The 19,624-nt window shown below is 46.3% G+C and carries 18 protein-coding genes; 1 reads left to right on the forward strand and 17 read right to left on the reverse strand.

Annotation, left to right across the window (positions count from 1 at the left end; translation table 11 throughout):
* Positions 1-10: 10 nt before the first annotated feature.
* The 12 genes from smc to FQV28_RS08675 form a co-directional block, all read right to left on the reverse strand.
* Positions 11-3,559, reverse strand: a complete 3,549-nt coding sequence (gene smc, locus FQV28_RS08620; protein WP_146495550.1) for a chromosome segregation protein SMC — start codon at positions 3,557-3,559, stop codon at positions 11-13.
* 4 nt (positions 3,560-3,563) lie between these two features.
* The gene (gene rnc, locus FQV28_RS08625) at positions 3,564-4,319 is read right to left on the reverse strand and encodes a ribonuclease III (RefSeq protein ID WP_146495551.1); all 756 of its coding nucleotides are present in this window, start codon (positions 4,317-4,319) and stop codon (positions 3,564-3,566) included.
* Positions 4,320-4,655: 336 nt separating this feature from the next.
* Entirely contained in the window at positions 4,656-4,889 is a 234-nt protein-coding gene (gene acpP, locus FQV28_RS08630; RefSeq protein WP_146495553.1) for an acyl carrier protein, read from the reverse strand.
* Between the two features lie 40 nt (positions 4,890-4,929).
* Positions 4,930-5,676, reverse strand: coding sequence for a 3-oxoacyl-[acyl-carrier-protein] reductase (fabG, locus tag FQV28_RS08635; RefSeq protein ID WP_146495555.1), 747 nt, complete (start codon positions 5,674-5,676; stop codon positions 4,930-4,932).
* On the reverse strand, positions 5,673-6,608 hold the full coding sequence (gene fabD / locus FQV28_RS08640) for an ACP S-malonyltransferase (RefSeq protein WP_146495557.1): 936 nt from the start codon (positions 6,606-6,608) through the stop codon (positions 5,673-5,675). The genes fabG and fabD overlap by 4 nt, the downstream gene beginning before the upstream one ends.
* Positions 6,601-7,596, reverse strand: a complete 996-nt coding sequence (plsX, locus tag FQV28_RS08645) for a phosphate acyltransferase PlsX (protein WP_146495559.1) — start codon at positions 7,594-7,596, stop codon at positions 6,601-6,603. The genes fabD and plsX overlap by 8 nt, the downstream gene beginning before the upstream one ends.
* On the reverse strand, positions 7,593-8,177 hold the full coding sequence (gene fapR, locus FQV28_RS08650; RefSeq protein WP_146495561.1) for a transcription factor FapR: 585 nt from the start codon (positions 8,175-8,177) through the stop codon (positions 7,593-7,595). Before fapR ends, plsX begins: the two co-directional genes overlap by 4 nt.
* A 91-nt stretch (positions 8,178-8,268) precedes the next feature.
* The gene (recG, locus tag FQV28_RS08655) at positions 8,269-10,332 is read right to left on the reverse strand and encodes an ATP-dependent DNA helicase RecG (protein ID WP_255472855.1); all 2,064 of its coding nucleotides are present in this window, start codon (positions 10,330-10,332) and stop codon (positions 8,269-8,271) included.
* The gene (gene sdaAA / locus FQV28_RS08660; RefSeq protein ID WP_146495563.1) at positions 10,301-11,200 is read right to left on the reverse strand and encodes an L-serine ammonia-lyase, iron-sulfur-dependent, subunit alpha; all 900 of its coding nucleotides are present in this window, start codon (positions 11,198-11,200) and stop codon (positions 10,301-10,303) included. Before sdaAA ends, recG begins: the two co-directional genes overlap by 32 nt.
* A 15-nt stretch (positions 11,201-11,215) precedes the next feature.
* Positions 11,216-11,878, reverse strand: a complete 663-nt coding sequence (gene sdaAB / locus FQV28_RS08665) for an L-serine ammonia-lyase, iron-sulfur-dependent subunit beta (protein ID WP_146495565.1) — start codon at positions 11,876-11,878, stop codon at positions 11,216-11,218.
* Between the two features lie 160 nt (positions 11,879-12,038).
* The gene (locus FQV28_RS08670) at positions 12,039-13,691 is read right to left on the reverse strand and encodes a DAK2 domain-containing protein (protein WP_146495567.1); all 1,653 of its coding nucleotides are present in this window, start codon (positions 13,689-13,691) and stop codon (positions 12,039-12,041) included.
* 18 nt (positions 13,692-13,709) lie between these two features.
* Positions 13,710-14,072 carry an Asp23/Gls24 family envelope stress response protein gene (locus FQV28_RS08675; protein ID WP_146495569.1) on the reverse strand — a complete coding sequence of 121 codons (363 nt, stop codon included), beginning with the start codon at positions 14,070-14,072 and terminating at the stop codon, positions 13,710-13,712.
* 220 nt (positions 14,073-14,292) lie between these two features.
* On the opposite strand from FQV28_RS08675, the gene rpmB reads away from it, so the two are divergent.
* Positions 14,293-14,481, forward strand: coding sequence for a 50S ribosomal protein L28 (gene rpmB / locus FQV28_RS08680; RefSeq protein WP_106531973.1), 189 nt, complete (start codon positions 14,293-14,295; stop codon positions 14,479-14,481).
* A gap of 139 nt (positions 14,482-14,620) precedes the next feature.
* Here rpmB and FQV28_RS08685 read toward each other — a convergent pair whose 3' ends face one another.
* Genes FQV28_RS08685 through FQV28_RS08705 form a run of 5 tightly spaced genes read right to left on the reverse strand, consistent with a single transcriptional unit; the run spans position 14,621 to position 19,586 of the window.
* Positions 14,621-15,259 carry a thiamine diphosphokinase gene (locus FQV28_RS08685; RefSeq protein WP_146495571.1) on the reverse strand — a complete coding sequence of 213 codons (639 nt, stop codon included), beginning with the start codon at positions 15,257-15,259 and terminating at the stop codon, positions 14,621-14,623.
* Positions 15,256-15,921, reverse strand: coding sequence for a ribulose-phosphate 3-epimerase (gene rpe / locus FQV28_RS08690; protein ID WP_146495573.1), 666 nt, complete (start codon positions 15,919-15,921; stop codon positions 15,256-15,258). The genes FQV28_RS08685 and rpe overlap by 4 nt, the downstream gene beginning before the upstream one ends.
* Positions 15,914-16,810: a ribosome small subunit-dependent GTPase A gene (gene rsgA, locus FQV28_RS08695; RefSeq protein WP_146495575.1), complete on the reverse strand. Its 897-nt coding sequence runs from the start codon at positions 16,808-16,810 to the stop codon at positions 15,914-15,916. Before rsgA ends, rpe begins: the two co-directional genes overlap by 8 nt.
* Before the next feature lie 38 nt (positions 16,811-16,848).
* The gene (gene pknB / locus FQV28_RS08700) at positions 16,849-18,834 is read right to left on the reverse strand and encodes a Stk1 family PASTA domain-containing Ser/Thr kinase (RefSeq protein ID WP_146495577.1); all 1,986 of its coding nucleotides are present in this window, start codon (positions 18,832-18,834) and stop codon (positions 16,849-16,851) included.
* Between the two features lie 2 nt (positions 18,835-18,836).
* On the reverse strand, positions 18,837-19,586 hold the full coding sequence (locus FQV28_RS08705; RefSeq protein ID WP_146495579.1) for a Stp1/IreP family PP2C-type Ser/Thr phosphatase: 750 nt from the start codon (positions 19,584-19,586) through the stop codon (positions 18,837-18,839).
* Positions 19,587-19,624 lie beyond the last annotated feature (38 nt).

Below are 19,624 nucleotides of genomic sequence, written 5' to 3' on the forward strand. Positions count from 1 at the left end.
CACTCCTCTTTTACATTTCTTCTTGCAGCTTAACAGACACCAGTTTGGAAATACCAGATTCCTGCATGGTGATGCCATACAGAACATCTGCGCCTTCCATTGTCCCTTTGCGATGTGTAATGACAATGAATTGAGTGTCTTCGCTGAACTTCTTCAAATATTGGCTATAGCGGACTACATTCGACTCATCAAGTGCCGCTTCCACTTCATCAAGCACACAGAATGGCACCGGACGGATATTCAAAATCGAAAACAGCAAAGCAATAGCCGTCAGCGCCCGTTCACCGCCAGACAACAAACTTAAAGTCTGCAATTTTTTGCCTGGTGGCTGTGCGACGATTTCAACTCCAGTTGAAAGCAGGTCCGCAGGATTGGTTAAGAGCAGATCCGCTGACCCGCCGCCGAACAGCTCTTTGAACACCCGTTGAAATTGTACACGAATTGCATGGAAAGTCGAGTCAAAACGGCTGGTCATTTCTTCATCCATTTCCTCAATGACCGTGCGGAGCGTATCCTTCGCTTCATTCAAATCATTTCGTTGCTCTGTCAAGAAACTGTGCCTCTCGGCTACATGTTCATACTCTTCAATTGCACCGACATTGACTGGTCCCAGCTCTTCAATCGATTGTTTCAGCAATTTCACTTTTTTCCGGACAACCGATTCTTCGTCTGCCAGTTCGACTTGTTTTGCTTCTTCTAACGTCAGCTGGTAGTCATTTTCCAGCTGGTCGATAAAGCTTTGCATTTGCACATCGACCCGAGTCGATTGGACTTCGCAAATGCGGATCGCTTCAACAAATCCTTTATACAAACGCTGCGTTTCTTTAAGTTCGACTTCAAGCACATCCAACTTTTCTTGCTTTTCAAAACGCAGCTGTTTCAAGTCTTGTATTTTTTGTTGTTCCACCTGCTTCTTGCCTGTCCATTTGGCGATTTCCACCAGAATTTCTTCATCCGAATACACTTTCGACGCTTCTTCTGATTGAATCCATTCCAGCTCTTTTTGGTTTTCAAGCAGTTTGCGGTCGCTTTTCCGTTTCCGTTCAGCAAGTTCAGCTTCACTTTCGATAAGCTGCGCCACACGCTCTTTCATAACCGCCAGAGCAGACTTTTGTTCAGCCAATTTTGCCAGAATTGCATCACGTGCAGATTCGTTCTTTTGTTTAAAATCAGTCAATTCATCAATTTGTGCAGAAATGGACGATAACTCGACGCCGATCTCTTCCAGGCGGCCGGCCGCTGTTTTCTTTCGGCTGGTTACATCCGTCAGGTCCAACTCTTTGTTTTTCTGCTCTGCCAGGAAAATCTGGTACCGTTCTCTTGTCGTTTTCAATACCGCTTCAATTTCACGCAAGATGATGGCTCGCTCGGATTCCAGATCACGGTATTTCTCGCCTTCAGAACGCAAGTTATTTAATTGTTGTTCCGTTTCATGCACTTCCGCCTGTTCTTTCTTCACCGTTTTTTCTGCTTGGTTGATCGTTTCAGCCATTTTCCCGGCTTGTATGATCAACTGATCCAACTCTGCTTTCCGGGTGAAGAAAGAGGCCTGGGTTTTATTGGCGCCCCCGGTCATTGATCCTCCTGCATTGACTACGTCCCCTTCGAGCGTCACGACGCGGTAACGGTTCATAGTCAATTTCCCGATTGCTGTTGCCCCTTTAAGGTCTTTGGCAATGATGACATTGCCAAGCAGATTTTCAAAAATCATTTGGTAAGAAGCATCATATGCCACGAGCTCATAAGCCATTTTCACAAAGGAGGGATGCTTTTGAATCGAAGCAAGCGTTTGTTCCGGAATTTTTCTTGGTTTCATGACGGTCATCGGCAGGAACGTAGAACGCCCCGCTTTCTTTTTCCGGAGGAAATCAATCGCTTCGCGGGCATGTTGTTCGGTTTCAGTAATGATATGTTGGCTGGAAGCGCCAAGAGCGGTTTCAATCGCCTTAGCGTATGCTTGGTCCACCTGCGCCATTTCAGCAACTGCCCCGGCGATGCCCTGAAGCTGGCCATTTTGCCGAGCTACAAGCACTTCCCTCACCCCTTGGAAAAAGCCAGAGAAGTCCGCTTCCAACTCCTGCAAAGTTTCAATTCGAGCAGCCAGCTGCTTCTGTGATTGATAAGCTTGGAACAGCATCGACTGCTTCTCGTCGTATGCCGCCTTCAGTTTAATATATACCGTCTCTGTCGTCCGGTACTTGGCGCGTTTTTCTTCCAGCAACTGCTGAATGTCTTTGAGTTTCGCTTCGGCTGCAGCTTTCTCAGCTTCCATTTTTGCCACTTCCGCCGCAAAATCCGTTTGCTGCACGGCGATTCGGCTGCTCGATTCAGACAATTGCTGTTCTTGCAAATCGATGTTTTTCAATTCGTTTTTCACGCTTGCTTGTTCGTTCATCAAATCGATGTAGACCGATTTGTGCGAATCGATTTCTTCATCGATGTCAGCTGGCGTCCGATTCAATTGGTCTTCAAGCTGTTTGATGGTTGAGCGGAGTTTTTGCTGTTCTGTTTTGCGTTCTTCGAGCAGCGCTGCTTGTTCGGTATACTTTTTTTGCAAAAAATCGTTTTCCAGCTTTTCTGCAGCCACAATTTCTTGCAATTGCTGAGCTTGCCGATGGGCATTGCTCTTTTTCTCGGACATGAGCAATTTGCGGCCTTCCCATTTTTCACTTTCACTGCTTGCCTCGACCAAATGATTCTGGGCTTCATCAATCTGACTGTCGAGCCCTGTTAAATTTTTTCGGATTGCGCGGATCTGTTTTTCCTGTCCATCAATTTCCAAAGCTAACCGCGTTTCTTTTTCCGCGTGATCAGCAGCCTCTGCAGTCAGCCGGTTCAGTTCTTGTTCCAATTGTGTAATATCGAACGCCAATAAACCGATATCTGCATCCCTTAGCTGTTCGTTCATTTCCAAATAGTCCCGCGCCGCAGACGCCTGTATTTGCAATGGTTCCATACGGCCGTCAAGTTCATGCAAAATATCAAGTACGCGGTTCAAGTTATCGTCAGTTTCGTTCAATTTCACTTCCGCTTTTTTCTTTCGCTGTTTGTATTTCAAAACTCCTGCCGCTTCTTCAAAAATCGAACGGCGGTCTTCGGCTTTGCTGTTCAGGATTTCATCGACTCGGCCTTGCGAAATAATCGAGAATGCCTCTTTTCCCAAACCAGAATCCATAAATAGATCTGTAATGTCTTTTAGCCTGCAGTTTTGCTTGTTCAGCAAATAGGCACTTTCGCCACTGCGAAAAACCCTCCTAGTTACACTGATTTCGCTGTAATCAAGAGGGATCCGTCCGTCTGTATTGTCTAATATTAACGTTACTTCTGCAAAATTCAGGGGTTTTCTGGAATCGCTGCCGCCGAAGATGACATCTTCCATCTTGGCTCCGCGAAGCGATTTTGCCGACTGTTCACCCAACACCCAGCGGATAGCGTCGGTGACGTTGCTTTTTCCGCTGCCATTCGGTCCGACCACTGCGGTTACGCCCGGGACAAAGTCAATTCCGATGCGATCGGCAAACGACTTGAATCCCATTACTTCTAATCTTTTCAAAAACATTTTTTCAATCCTCCACGGCTTCCTGCAATTTACGGATTGCCAGCTGAGCAGCCTGTTGTTCCGCTTCTTTTTTCGACCGGCCGTTTCCAATGCCCAGTTCTTTGTCGGCGAGTGAAACGCGCGTCACAAAAACCCGGCTATGTGCAGGTCCTTTTTCATCAATAATTTCATAAGTCAAAGCACCATTATTTTTTTGCTGCACCAGTTCCTGCAACTGGCTCTTATAATCCATCACATGCGAAAAAGCACCGATTTCCACTTTTGGAAACAACACCACTTCCAAAAATGCCACTACAGAGTCTAACCCTTGGTCTAAATACAAAGCACCGATAAACGATTCAAACACATCCGCCAATAGCGCCGGCCGTGTTCTTCCGCCTGTCAGTTCTTCGCCTTTTCCAAGCAAGATGTATTTGCCGAAGTTCAATTCATTGGCAAAAATGACAAGTGACGGCTCACAGACGATTGCCGCACGCAGCTTCGTCAACTCCCCTTCGCTCATTTCAGGGTACTTCATGTACAAATAGTGGGATACTGACAATTCCAAAACAGCATCGCCTAAAAATTCCAAACGTTCATTATCCGTGTAATGTCTTCTTCGATGCTCATTCACATAAGATGAATGGGTAAAAGCTTGATAAAGCAATGCAGGTTGCTTAAAGGCTATATTCAGTTCTTGCTGGAGCTGTCCGAAAGCTGTTCGTTCACTTTCTCTTAGGACTCCTGTTTTTTGATGATTCGCTTTTTTCTTCATGGCCATTTTTATCTGCCTTCCTTTGCTGTTCTTCTTCTAATTTTACCTTGTTTTCCTGCATTGTGCAAAAAGAGAATTGACGCACAACCGCTCGTAGTAAAAGCGTTTGTGCGTCAATTGGATTGATAGGCTATAGAAGTTGAATTAAAGAATCATCCTGTTAAACACCGCTTCGACCGCTTTGGGCATGACTCTCGCAATAAGCCGAGAAAAACACTCATCTTATCGCGTCGTCTAGCCCGTGGACGCGCCGGTGCTAAGATATCTCTCGGTATGGAGCAAAACGGTGGAGCTGTTTTGCGGAATACCAATAGTTTTATAAATTAGTTCAACTTTTATAGATTATTGCTTGCTTTCGATATACTTAACCGCGTCGCCTACTGTAGACATGTTTTCAGCGTCTTCGTCGGAAATTTCCATATCGAATTCATCTTCAAGTTCCATAACCAATTCAACTACGTCTAGTGAGTCTGCACCAAGGTCGCCTGTAAATGAAGATTCAAGCTTCACTTCGCTTTCTTCAACTCCAAGACGATCCACGATTACTTTTGTTACTCGCTCTAATACTGTTGCCAATGTCGTCACCTCCCCTCAAATCAGTATACAGAATTTCTTGTTACATGACCATGCCGCCGTCTAGATGAAGTGTCTGGCCAGTCATATAGGAAGAATCATCTGATGCAAGGAAAAGAGTCGCTTTCGCCACTTCTTCCGGTTTGCCAAAACGGCCAAGCGGGATTTGGGAAAGCATCGTTTTTTGGATATCCTCACTCAGCTTGTCTGTCATGTCTGTAGTGATGAATCCGGGAGCGACCGCATTCGCCGTAATATTGCGGCTTGCCAGTTCCCGTGCTGTCGTTTTCGTCAAGCCGATGACGCCTGCTTTTGCAGCAACATAATTTGCTTGTCCAGCATTGCCCATAACGCCGACGATCGATGCAATATTGATAATGCGGCCTGAACGCTGCTTCATCATTTGGCGGGTCACCGCTTTTGTGCAGATAAAAACGCCTTTTAAATTCGTGTTGATAACATCATCCCACTCGTCATCTTTCATCCGCATCATAAGATTATCGCGGGTGATGCCTGCGTTGTTGACTAAAATGTCGACAGAACTGAATGCTTTCATCGTTTCATCGACCATTGCTTTAACCGCTTCCGAATCTGAAACGTTTGCTTTTACAGCAATCGCTTCCCCTCCATTCGCTTGAATTTCAGCAACGACTGCTTCTGCTTTTTCCTGGCTGCCGCTATAGTTGACCACAACTTTCGCTCCGGCGCCAGCCAATTTGCGTGCGATTTCAGCGCCGATTCCGCGTGAAGCTCCTGTGACAATGGCTGTCTTTCCTGTCAATTTGGTCATTTTTTCAGCTCCCCTACCGCTTTTTCAAAAGATTCCTGATCGAAAATCGGCAAAGTAGTAACCGAGCGATCGATTTTTTTCACTAAACCGCTCAAAACTTTTCCTGGTCCGATTTCGACAAATACCGTTACGCCAAGCTCAATCATTTCTCTGACCGATTGTTCCCAAAGAACCGGGGAATATAGCTGGCGGATAAGCAAATCTTGCAGTTGTACCGCATTTGTTTCGCTCTTCGCCGTCACATTCGTCACGACAGGAACAACTGCATCTTCAAGAAAAGCTTCGCTCAACACTTTCGACAAATCTTGTGAAGCGGGGCGCATCAATTCTGAGTGGAATGGCCCGCTCACGTCTAGCGGAATCGCGCGTTTTGCACCACGTTCTTTCGCCAGGCGACAAGCTTCTTCCACCCCTGCCTTTGTTCCGGAAATGACGATTTGCCCAGGGCAATTTAAATTGGCAAGCTGTACAACACCGGATGAATCCGTCGCATCGTTCGTTACTTTTTCAAGTTCTTCACTGTCCATGCCTAGTATTGCCGCCATAGAGCCCTGGCCAGCAGGCACTGCGCTGTTCATGAACAAGCCGCGTTTATGGACAATGCTGACCGCCGTTTCAAATGGCAGAACACCTGAAGCCACAAGCGCACTATATTCACCTAAGCTATGCCCAGCGGTATAGTCGGGGACGATTCCCATACGGTTCAATCGTTCAGTGATCATGGCGCTTACAGTTAAAAGAGCCGGTTGTGCGTGATATGTAAGGGTCAATTCTTCTTGAGGGCCTTGCAGCATCAAGTCAGACAGCTTAAAGCCAAGCGCTTGGTCTGCTCCTTCAAAAAACTGGCGGCTCGTTCTATCATTAAGAAACGATTCTCCCATTCCTACTGATTGAGAACCTTGCCCAGGATAGATAAAGGCGATTTTATTCATTTTGCTGCTCCTTTTCCAATGTACTGTGAATCGTGCCTGTCACGTTATTTTCTACCATTGTGCGAGTTTGGCGAATGGCATTGAATAAGGCGTTGGCATTTGATGAGCCGTGGGCTTTAATGACAGGTGCCTTCAAGCCGAATAATCCGGCACCGCCATACTCACTGTAGTCAAGCATGCCCTTAAGTCCGCTCAAATCATTTTTCACAAGCATCGCTGCTATTTTCGTTTTAGTGGAAGCCATGAAAACATCTTTGATCATCGCAAAAACGTTCATCGCCGTTCCTTCGATCGTCTTCAGGACCATATTGCCGGTAAAGCCATCCGTGACCACCACATCTGCCGCTCCATTCAGCAAGTCACGGGATTCGACATTGCCAATAAAGTTGATCGGCGCCTGTTTTAATAACGGGAAAGCGGCTTTCGTCAATTCATTCCCTTTTTTTTCTTCGGTTCCGATGTTCAATAATCCGACTGTCGGATTTTGGATGCCGCGGACTTTTTCCGCGTAAATGCTGCCCATGACGGCGTACTGAACAAGATGCTCCGGACGCGCTTCCGCGTTCGCCCCCATATCGAGCATAACAAATCCTTTGCCGTCGATTGTCGGCAATGTCGGCGCAAGTGCCGGCCGGTCGACACCTTCGATGCGGCCCACTACAAACAGTCCGGCCGCCATCAAAGCGCCTGTATTGCCAGCCGATACACAAGCATCTGCCCGGCCGTCTTTCACCGCTTGCGCCATCTGCACCATCGATGCATTTTTTTTGCGCCGCACAGCTCGTACGGGATCGTCTTCCGCTCCGATGATTTCTTCACAATGAATCACACTAAGCCGGTCTTGTGCCCGCAAGTATGGCCCCATTTTTTCTTCATGGCCGTACAGTTGAATTTCCAAATCACCGAATTCTTCCAGTGCCTTATATACACCTTCAATTATTTCTTTTGGCGCGTTGTCGCCGCCCATTGCATCTACTGCTATTTTCACTGTTCATCACCTTCGCTTTGCTCCGTCATTCGGTACATTTCGAATGTACCGACAAAAACCGTTGCTTGATCTACTGAAGACACCACTTTGACATGCGCTCGGTTTTTTTCCGGATTGCGTTCCACAACTTGCGCTTTTGCCACGATGCGTTGGCCCGCAGTCACCGGCCGCAAAAACTGCAGCTCCGACTTTACGGTAAGCGCCAATTCGTCGTTCATGACCGCAACCGCAAGTGAGTTTGCCTGTGCGAATAAATGGTGGCCCCTTGCAATTTTATTGCGCTGGAAAACGTGTTCCGGTTTCACATCGAAAATCGAAATCGCCCGTTCATCCAATTCAATATCGATAATCTCTCCGAACACTTCGTCAATCGGCAAAGATTTCACTTCATCTTCATAAGTTTTCACAGCTACGTGCTTAATGCGTTCCCGCAACTCAGGAATAGCCAGCTCCATCCGGTCCAGGCGGATTGTTTGGACGCTGACATCGAATTTAGCCGACAACTCTTCGTCTGTAACAAATGGGTTGGTTCGAATCGAATCTTTAAGCGCTTGCTGCCGTTCTTTTTTCAGTCTTCTCACTTTGTCACCGCCCGCTATTAGCACTTGGTACTAATACGAGTATATAAATAACAAAAAAAGAATGCAAGGATTATTCGCAATCCCTGCATTCTTAATCTAAACGGGAACTTGAAAGAACACCGGATTCTTCGAGGTGCTCCCGCAGGCATTTCGTTTCATCACCGTTCCAAAATTCTTCACTATTGACCAGTTTTTCCGCATCTTTTCTCGCGGTTTCAAGCGCACGGTAATCATGCACCAAATCGGCCATCTTGAATTCCGGCACCCCGCTTTGCTTTCGCCCGAAAAAGTCTCCCGGACCGCGAAGCTGCAAATCTTTTTCAGCAAGCACAAAACCATCATTCGTTTCAGTCATCGAAGCCATGCGCTCTTTACCCATTTCCGTTTTCGGATCAGCCAACAGCACACAATACGATTGCTCGCTTCCCCGTCCGACGCGTCCGCGCAATTGGTGGAGCTGGGACAAGCCAAAACGTTCAGCGTCGTAAATAAGCATGAATGAAGCATTCGGCACGTTCACGCCGACTTCAACCACGGTGGTCGATACCAACACAGAAATTTTGCCTTCAGTAAAAGCGCGCATCGTCTCTTCTTTTTCGTCCGAATGCAAACGGCCGTGCATCAAACCGACCGTATACTTTCCATGGAAATGGCTCGAAAGTTGCTGGAACAGTTCGACGGCATTTTGAAAATCCAGTTTATCCGACTCTTCAATTAGCGGGCAAATCACATACGCCTGCCGTCCTGCAGCCAATTCTTTTTCCATGCGCCCTAAAATTTTGCCGAACATTTCTTTCTTCATCCAAAATGTCTGGATTTCTTTTCGCCCTACCGGCATTTCGTCAATAACGGAAACGTCCATCTCCCCAAAAGCCGAAATGGCAAGCGTCCGCGGAATCGGAGTCGCCGTCATAAACAAGACATCCGGATTATAACCCTTGTCTTTCAGAACGCGGCGCTGATCAACGCCAAAGCGGTGTTGTTCGTCAGTTATGACGAGCCCAAGTTTGTTAAATTGTACGTCAGGCTGGATCAGCGCATGGGTCCCAATCAGTATTTGAATTTCCCCTGCAGCCAATTGGTCTAAAATCAACTGGCGCCGCTTGCCTTTGACGGAACCGGTCAACAAGGCAATATTCAAGCCGAGGGGCTCGAACCACTGCGCTAACGTATTGGCATGCTGTTCTGCCAAAATTTCTGTCGGTGCCATTAAAGCCCCTTGTAACCCTGCGGTAACTGCCGCATACAACGAAATCGCGGCTACTACAGTCTTCCCGGAGCCTACATCCCCTTGCAGCAGACGATTCATGCGGAAAGGTTCTCGCATGTCTTTGCATATTTCGTTAACTACGCGTTTTTGTGCAGCAGTCAAATCGAATGGCAGCGATTGAATGAATTTTTTCAATTTCTCCAAATCGTAATTGATGAACGAGCCGCCTTCTTCTTCACGGTTCTTTTTCCGCAGTGACTGCATTTTCAATTGAAACATCAAAAGCTCTTCATAGACAAAACGCCGGCGCGCTTGCTTGAGCATTTCTCCATCTGGCGGAAAATGAACCCATTCCAAAGCATCGTGAAAAGACGGCAAGTGATAGCCGTCCAAAAAGCGTTGCGGCAAGCAATCAATCAAATCGTCTTTTGCCAAATCCAATGCTTGCCTCATAAGTTTCCGAAATGTTTTTTGGTAGATTGAGCCTTTCAAACTGTATACCGGTTCAAAATCCGCTCCGTCAGTTTTCGGGCCGATAGAATGGCTTTGTACTGTAATTACTTGGCGCCCCCTATCCCATTTTCCGGATAAAGTCAGGACTTCCCCGATGCGCAATTTCGCTTTCACGTAAGGCTGGTTGAAGAAGATGGCTTTCACCAAATGCCTGCCGACCAATACTTGCACTTGCGTCCGTGATTTGTTTTTCCCTAAAAAAAGGACGGAAGGCTCGCTTTCGACCCTTCCCTCCACGGTGACCCGTTCGTTATGCGGCGTATCAGCCAAATCTTTCAGCTGAAAATCTTCATGGCGGTACGGAAACGTCATGATAAGGTCATGGAGCGTTTCAATATTCATTTCCTGCAAGGATTCAGCCGCTGTTTTGCCTACCCCTTTCAATGCGGTAACCGGCGTTTTAACGTCCACTGCCAACCACTGCCCCGCCAAAAATTTTCGCTTCCAGCCATTTACCTGTCGGAGTAGCGGCTAGCCCTCCTTTTGCCGTTTCGCGGAGTGCACTCGGCATCGACTGGCCGATTTCGAACATCGCGCCGATCACTTCGTCACATGGAATCCGGCTCTTCACGCCTGCAAGCGCCATATCGGCTGCCACGACAGAGTTTGCCGCTCCCATCGCATTCCGTTTAACACAAGGCACTTCCACCAATCCCGCCACCGGATCGCAGACGAGGCCTAGCATATTCTTCATCGTGATAGCAAACGCTTCTGAACTTTGCTGAGGCGTACCGCCCGCCATTTCAACAATTGCCGCTGCAGCCATCGCCGCTGCTGAACCAACTTCCGCCTGGCAGCCGCCTGCCGCGCCTGAAATCGAAGCGTTGTTTGCTACAACAAAACCAAAAGCGCCAGACGTGAACAAGAAACGGATCATTTGTTCACGCGTCGGATTCAACTTGTTTCTAACAGCGAACAGGGTGCCAGGAACGACACCTGCAGAGCCTGCTGTAGGCGTGGCACATATTGTCCCCATTGCCGCATTCACTTCATTTGTCGCCACTGCTTTGCTGACAGCGTCTAATAGTAGATCCCCTGATAATGAATTGCCTTTTGCCATGTATTCCTGCAATAAGACCGCGTCGCCTCCCGTTAATCCGGATACCGAGTGCACGCCTTTCAAACCTTTCTCCACCGCTTCTTCCATTACTGTCAGATTGCGGTCCATTTGTTTCATTATTTCTTCACGGGACCGGTCAGTTACAAGCATTTCTTGTTCAATCATGACTTCAGAAATCAGCTTATTTTCCTGTTCAGCGCGCTCTACTAATTCCCGTACGTTGCGAAATAGATACTCCACGGTTTATTCCTCCATTTAATCTGCGATTCTCGTGACTTGCGTAATGTTTGGCAGATCTCTCAACTCATCCATTACTTCTTTATCAACATTTTGATCCACTTCAATTACCATTAACGCCATATGCCCCTTTTCTTTTCGGGAAACTTCCATATGGCCGATGTTTATATCATATTTATACAAACAATTGGAAACGTTTGCAATACACCCTGATCGGTCTTCATGGACCACTAGGATTGCCGGATGTTCACCGGATAACTTCAATGGAAAACCATTCAGTTCTGTAATTTCGATTTTACCGCCGCCGATGGAGATGCCCATCATCGACATTTCCGAGCGTTCGTCTCCTAATACAATTCGTGCAGTATTTGGATGCTCGACATTTCCGACCTCCGGTATGAATTCAAACGCCATACCAAGTTTTTCAGCTTCTTCAAAAGACGTTTTAATCCGTTCATCAAATGTATCGTAATCGAGTAGGCCGCCGATAATAGCGACGTCTGTGCTATGCCCTTTATATGTTTCTGCGAACGATCCGTATAAATGAATTTTTGCCCATTCCGGCTGACGCCCGAACAGATCTCTCGCTACTCGCCCGATGCGGGCTGCTCCCGCTGTGTGTGAAGAAGATGGCCCGATCATAACAGGACCGATTATATCGAATACAGATTTGAACTTCATTGCTCAAACCCCTTTCTTTCTGGGTGCGTATAGTACTAGTTTACATGAATTTGCCACATTTAACAAAAATAAAAGACGCATGCCCATTGCATGCGCCTCCTGTCTTTTTTCCTGCCTATCAAGGCTTCGCCAAACCCATGCCATATAAAAAGGATGGTTTTTATTCTACTGCCAAAATATATGGATAGAGCGGCTGTTTGCCATTATGGATTTCCACTTCAACATCTTCGTTGAGTGACTCGATAAATTCGGCCAGTTTTTCAGCGTCGCTTGCATTAACATCTTCACCGTAAAGAATCGTGACGATTTCCGCATCTTCATCAATCAGTTTTTTAACAAGTTGTTCTGTTACCAATTGGAGACTGGAATCTGAAACGACGATTTTGCCTTGTGAGATGCCCATAAAATCATCTTTCTTAATGTCAATTCCATCAATCGATGTATCACGGACAGCAAAAGTGACAGAACCCGATTTCACATTTTTCGACGCGCTTGCCATCATTTCACAGTTCTCTTCGACTGATACTGAAGGATTAAAGGCAAGTAAAGCTGTCATGCCCTCCGGCACATCTTTTGTCGGGACCACAGCCGCCTCGATATCAAGCAATTTAGCCGCTTGTTCAGCAGCCATGATGATATTCTTATTATTAGGCAGGATCAATACACGCTCGGCTTCAATCTCTTTGACCGCATTGACAATGTCTTCTGTTGATGGATTCATCGTCTGGCCGCCCTCAATCACATATGAAGCGCCGATAGAGCGAAGCAATTCAGCAATGCCTTCTCCCATTGCCACAGTTACAACTGCATAAGGATGTTTAGTGTTTGCATTAGCTGTGTCTTTTTTAAAATCTTCTCCGACGATGTCACTATGCTGCTGGCGCATGTTTTCGATCTTCATACTGATTAAACTGCCGTATTGTTGGCCGTATGTAAGGACTTTCCCCGGTTCTTCGGAGTGGATATGGATTTTCGCCACTTCATCATCCGCAATCACAAGCAAGGAATCTCCGTAAGCGCTTAAATCGCTGCGGAAAGAAGCTTCGTTGAATTCTTGTTTGCCTTCTTCAAATTTCACCATAAATTCTGTGCAGTAACCGAACTCAATATCGGCCGTGTCCATAAATCCTGCAATGTTCTTATGGTGCTCTGCACTGACAAGTTCTGTCATGGTGCCGTGAGCGTGTTTTTCAGGCAGCTTTTCGCCTTTTAAGCATGCTAAAAAGCCCTCGTATACATAAACGAGCCCTTGTCCGCCGCTGTCGACAACGCCAACTTCTTTAAGAACAGGAAGCAAGTCAGGCGTACGCTCGAGTGAGGCTTGCGCTTCCGCTACGACCCCTTCAAATAAAACAATCAAATCTTCTTCTGATTTAGCCAATTCCATTCCTTTTGCAGCCGAATCTTTGGCGACCGTCAAAATAGTTCCTTCTACCGGTTTCATCACTGCTTTATAGGCGGTTTCAACACCCTGCTGCAAAGCTTCAGCAAATTGGGCAGCCGATAATTCGGGCTTGCTTTCAATGTGCTTGCTAAACCCTCTGAACAGCTGGGATAAAATAACTCCCGAATTCCCACGCGCGCCCATTAATAGGCCTTTTGACAGAGCTCCGGCAGTCTTGCCGATATGCTCTACAGCGTTTGCTTTTGTTTCTTTTGCTCCGGATGACATCGATAAGTTCATATTCGTGCCCGTATCGCCGTCTGGCACTGGAAAAACATTCAATGCATCTACATAATCCGCGTTTTGGAACAAATGATGAGCCCCCATTTGCACCATTTCGGCGAACTGAATACCGTTCAATGACTTCATAACCAATTCTTCCTCCTCTTACGGGTTCGTAACACGAACTCCCTGAACATAAATATTTACGGCTTTAACAGGCATGCCTATAGTTTTTGTCAGCGTATATTTGACTTTAGATTGGACTTGATATGCCACTTCAGAAATTTTTGTCCCATAACTGATGATCACGTACATATCAATCACCAAATCGCTTTCTTCTTGCCGGACGATCACGCCTTTTGCGAAATTTTCTTTGCGCAAAATATCGGTCAAGCCATCACGGATCTGGTGCTGGGTAGCCATTCCGACAATGCCGTAGCATTCAATTGCCGCTCCGCCAGCTACTTGTGCAATCACATCATTGGAAATATCGATTTGGCCATAGTCGTTTTTTAATTCAATCGACATTCAAAATTCCCCCTTGAGTCCTATTTCACTAGTTTCATTCTACATGAAACCATACTATAAGAAAAGCAGGCGTTAAGGGTGTAAAGGTTTTTTTCTTGAAAGGGCAGGAAAATTAGTTGCAAACCCCTTATGTCTATGTTAAATTATTAAAGTATGTGAAATGAAAAACGAACTGAAATTCTATTATAATTTTCAGCTTCACTTGTGAGGAGGGACTTACATGCCAAAAGTATGTGCAGTTAGTGGACGCAAAGCTCGTTCTGGAAATGCCCGTTCACACGCGATGAATTCGACAAAACGTACATGGGGAGCAAACCTTCAAAAAGTTCGCATCCTTGTAGACGGTAAACCGAAACGTGTATGGGTTTCTGCGAGAGCATTGAAATCAGGAAAAGTTGAGCGCGTATAATCGCTCATGAATAATGCCAGGTCTGACACCCGTCAGCCTGGCATTTTTTCGTTTGTTTATGATTTTCCATATTCATCGACTAACCTTTCAAGTATGCAAAACCGCCCTTGCCGGAAATTTCGGCAAGGGCGGTTTTGGTTTAATCGGCACTTTCGATCATAATGCAGCTTCCTTTTGTGAAAGAAACCGTTCCTTCACCTTGAAGCTCGTTGCTGATAAAGCGTGTGGATCCGAACGCTACCGATTCGTTTTGCACTTCATATTTGAAGCTTTCCAGCGTTAACCCCTCAACCTCTTCGGCGAAAGGATAAAATGAGATGAAACGGTACCGTTCATCACGCTTTACCAGATGGCTTCCAGGATCTAAAAACCGAATGCGGTTCTGGTGGTTAACTAAAAAAAATTGGACTTCCGGAAATTTTTGCTGATAAGAATAGATGGCATGCAAAGCACTCATGTAATGGTCGAGGCGCCCTCCCGTCACTCCGGTGATGACGACTGTCTCCGGCTGGATGCTCATCGCTTTCTCGAGCGCCAGCTCTGTGTCTGTCTCGTCTTTTTCTGAAGCTACCCGGACCATATCCGGAACCAACCTTTCGATTTCTTCGTACTCTTTTTCTGAAACCGAATCAAAATCCCCAACAGCGCAGCTTGGCGTGATGCCTTGCTCCAACAGCCTGACAGTTCCAGCGTCAACGCCCATGAATACAGCTTCTGGCCACGACGCTAAATCGGGCAATTCAGCCGCCGGCCCTCCAGCTACCAGGACGACTTTCACAAAACCGCCTCTTCTCCAGCTCTTTTTATGGACTGAAGCGCTTTAGCGCGGTTTTCTTTGCCATAAATGGCCGAACCGGCAACAAAGACAGTAGCACCGGCTTTCGCACAAAGAACAATCGTTTCTTCATTAATGCCGCCATCGATTTGAATTTCAATCGATAAGCCTTGGTCCTTAACGATTTTAGCCAGCTGCTCAACTTTCGGAATGACGGAATGGATGAACTTTTGTCCTCCAAATCCAGGATTGACGGTCATGAACAAAACCATGTCGATGTCTTCTAAAATGTGCTGGATGCTTTCGACAGGCGTATGTGGGTTCAGCACCACGCCCGGTTTAACGCCAAACGATCGAATCAACTGGATCGTACGGTGCAGATGCGGCGCCGCTTCTACATGTACAGTAATCCAATCAGCTCCAGCTTTCGCAAAATCCTCAATATACCGGTCCGGATCTTCAATCATCAAATGGACATCAAGCGGCAGCTTCGTCACTGGCCGCAATGCATCCACAACAATCGGCCCCATCGTGATGTTCGGCACAAAACGGCCGTCCATGACATCGATATGAATCCAGTCTGCTCCTGCTTTTTCAACTTCCAGTACTTCTTCTCCTAACTTGGAAAAATCTGCTGCTAATATAGACGGTGCGATTTTAATCATTCGGATACCTCGGCTTTCGCGTCATAATTTCTTCCAAAAATTTCAAGTAGTGTTTATACCGGTAAGCTGGGATTTCATTAGCTTCTACAGCAGCTTTTATGGCGCATTTCGGTTCGTTTAAATGCAGGCATTCCCTGAATTTGCACTTGCCTGAGCGCTCAGCGAATTCCGGAAAACAGTCGGAAAGCTCTTCTTTTTCGACTGTTTCAAAATCAAATGAACTGAACCCCGGCGTATCAGCCAACAACCCATTGTTCACTTTAATTAGCTCAACGTGGCGGGTTGTATGCTTACCCCGGTTCAGTGCTTGTGAAATATCATCCGTTTTTAGCTCCAGCGAAGGCAAAATGGTATTCAAAAGCGTCGATTTCCCGACCCCTGACTGCCCGGCCAAAACACTCGTTTTCCCTTCCAGAACTGGCATCAGCCGCTGTGCTAGTTCTGGATCCCCTTTGAACGTCGGGATGACCTCGTAGCCGATTTTTTCGTAATCTGCTACATACTTTTGCAATCGTTCCTTTTCCTCTTCTGTCAGCAAGTCCATTTTGGTCAGGCAAATTACAGGTTTTATGAAATGAGATTCAATCGCAGTCAAAAACCGGTCGAGCAATAGCGGATGAAAATCCGGCTGTTTTGCTGAAAACACAAGAATGGCTTGGTCAATATTTGAAATTGGCGGGCGCACAAGTTCATTTTTCCGTTCATGAACTACCGTGATAGTTCCTTCTAAATCGTTATCCGCTTCATAATCTACAAAATCCCCGACCAGCGGCGAAATCTGCCGGTTCCGGAATACACCCCGTCCCCTGCATTGAATATAGCGTTTTTCATCTTGATCCTGGACATAGTAAAATCCGCTTAATGCTTTTCTAATTTGACCTTTCGGCATGCTTTCACTCCTTTTATAATCACGTTAACTGGCATTTATCACTCTACACTGTCGTACGGAATAGTCTCTTCTAGGATTACAGTAGAATTTCGGAAAATCCGGTAAACGGCGTTTTCACCTTCTGCTATCTGCAATTCGATTTCCCTTGTTTCGGTTTCGGTAATCGTGAATTCTTCGACGGGTTCTGCCATAGTATCGTCCTGATCCTGGATGTAAATCTGCACCGTCTGCTCTTCACTATCCGCTTCTGCATCATATGGAATTTCAATGGATTTGATATACGTTTTCAACGGCAATGCCGCTCTCCCGGAAGACAAGGTCACTTCAATGGTGCTGCCGGCTTCGAGTTGCTCACTTCCTGCAGGACTTTGTGCAATCACCGTACCTGCTTCCGCGCTGTCTGAGGACGATTCCCCGACGATTCGAATATTAAAACCGGATGAGCGGGCATATTGATTAAGATCCTCTTCTGTATAGCCGGTCAAGTCTTCTACTTCCCTCATATCTTTACCTTTGCTGACGGTGAACTCGATTTCAGTTTCACTTATGACGATTTCAGCTCCGGCTCTTGGTGTCTGTTCTAAAATGGTGCCCACGGGTTCATCAGAAAATTCTTCCGTCCGCTCAATTGATTGGAAATTCTGTTCTTCTAATAGCTCTGCTGTTTCATCAATCATTTCGCCTACATAATCGTCCAACTCAACTGTCTCTTTCCCTTTGCTGACAAAAAGCTGGATTTCCGATTCCCGGTCGCGCATTTTCTCAGCTTCAGGTATCGTCCGGATAACATCCCCTTCTTCGATTTCTTCCGAAAAAGCTTCAGTTTCTTCTCCTAAAACAAAGCCCGCAGCTGTCAGTTCTTCAATTGCCTCTGTCCGCTCCATTCCGGAAACATCTGGAACCGCCGCTTGCCTTGGCCCAAATAATCCAGGAAACGCCAGGGCAACAACAAGGCCAGAAATAAGCAAAAATCCTAGAATAGCTAGCAGCCATGGCCACTTTTTCTTTTTATCTTTATTTTTACTTTTATTTTTTTCTTCCTTGGCTGGAACCGGCCTTGGTTTATCAGCAGAGTTGGCTGTGAAAGGAATGACTGTTTTGGTGTCTTCCGCATTTCCATAGGCAGCTGCATTTTTGATGACGGGCATAGCCCGCGTTTCATCTTGGTCTTCCGGAACTTTAAATTTCGGTTCATTCAATCGGTCCGGCAATAATACCGTCGATAAATCTGCTTCCATTTCGTCGGCGGACTGGTAACGGTACTGCATTTTTTTCGCAGTAGCTTTCAGCACAACATTTTCCACACTCTGCGGGAGGGTTGGTACAATTTCCCGAAGAGACGGAGTTTCCGTCTGTAGATGCTTTAAGGCAATGGAAACCGCTGATTCGCCGGAAAAAGGCAATTTTCCGGTCAATAATTCGTACATGACTATTCCAAGCGAATAAATGTCCGATTTCTTGTTTGCGGTGCCTCCGCGCGCCTGTTCCGGAGACAAATAATGCACTGTACCAAGCACGGAATTGGTTTGGGTATACGAAGTCGCACTTAACGCCATGGCAATTCCAAAATCACTGATTTTCACATTGCCAGCTTCATCCATCAGGATATTCTGCGGTTTGATGTCACGATGTACAATTTGGTTATGATGAGCGTGTGCCAAGGCTGAAGTCAATTGTTTCATAATCTCAACCGCCCGTTCAGGCGCTACCGGTGAGTGTTCGATTATGTATTCTTTCAATGTTTTTCCCGGTACATATTCCATTACCAGATAATGAAGAGAGCCGTCTTCACCTACATCAAAAATATTGACGATATTCGGATGGGCGAGACTTGTCGTTGAGAGCGCTTCCCTTTGAAACCGCCGCCGAAGCTCTTCTTCATTTGAAAAATCGTATCGCAGAATTTTAATCGCGATATCACGGTCCAAAATCATATCGTGCGCCAAGTAGACGTTAGACATTCCGCCGCCGCCGATCAATTCCATAACCTTATAGCGGCCGTTAATTCTTTTGCCGATCAACATGGCTACACCTCCTCAACCTGTGAGGATAAAAGAACAAACGAAATATTGTCTTCTCCTCCAAGATGATTTGCAAGTTTGACCAGCTCTTCACCTTTTTTGGAAAGCGGCATTGACGAACAGACAATGGTGGCAATATCGTTTTTTGTGATTTTATTGCTCAGTCCGTCGGAACAAATCAATAAATACAACGGCGGAGTTAATGTGAAGTGCAGGAATTCGCCTTCGATGCCTGGTTCTGTTCCAAGCGCTTTGACGATCCAATTTTTCTTCGGGTGATCTTCCGCTTCTTCTTCACTGATTTCGCCGTTATCGACCAGCACATTCACATACGAATGGTCCCGGGTCAGTTGCGCGACGGTTTCGTCAATCACATAAGCCCGGCTATCGCCAATATGGCACATGACGCAATCGGTATTATCAACAAGCGCAGCGATTAAGGTCGTACCCATGCCTTTGCAGGCCGGGTGTTTCCTGGCATAATCATACACTTCCTTATTGATGGTTTGCACATGATGGGAAAGCCATTCTTTTTTACTTTCAATAGAAGAAAAAGCTTCCGCCTTTTCCTCCAAAAAATGAGCACTTAATGAACTGACGGTCATCTCGCTCGCTACATCTCCAGCATTATGTCCGCCCATTCCATCAGCGACCAAGACCAAAAGTAAACCTTCCGGCCTTTTCAGGACTGCCACGCGGTCTTCGTTGATTTCCCGCTTCTTCCCGGTATCAGTTTCTACTACATACTGAAACAACTTCTCACACCCCAATTCTGTTCTTTAGCTGCCGTTTG

Origin of the sequence: Planomicrobium sp. CPCC 101079, assembly GCF_007859275.1 — a bacterium.
Taxonomy (GTDB): domain Bacteria; phylum Bacillota; class Bacilli; order Bacillales_A; family Planococcaceae; genus Planococcus.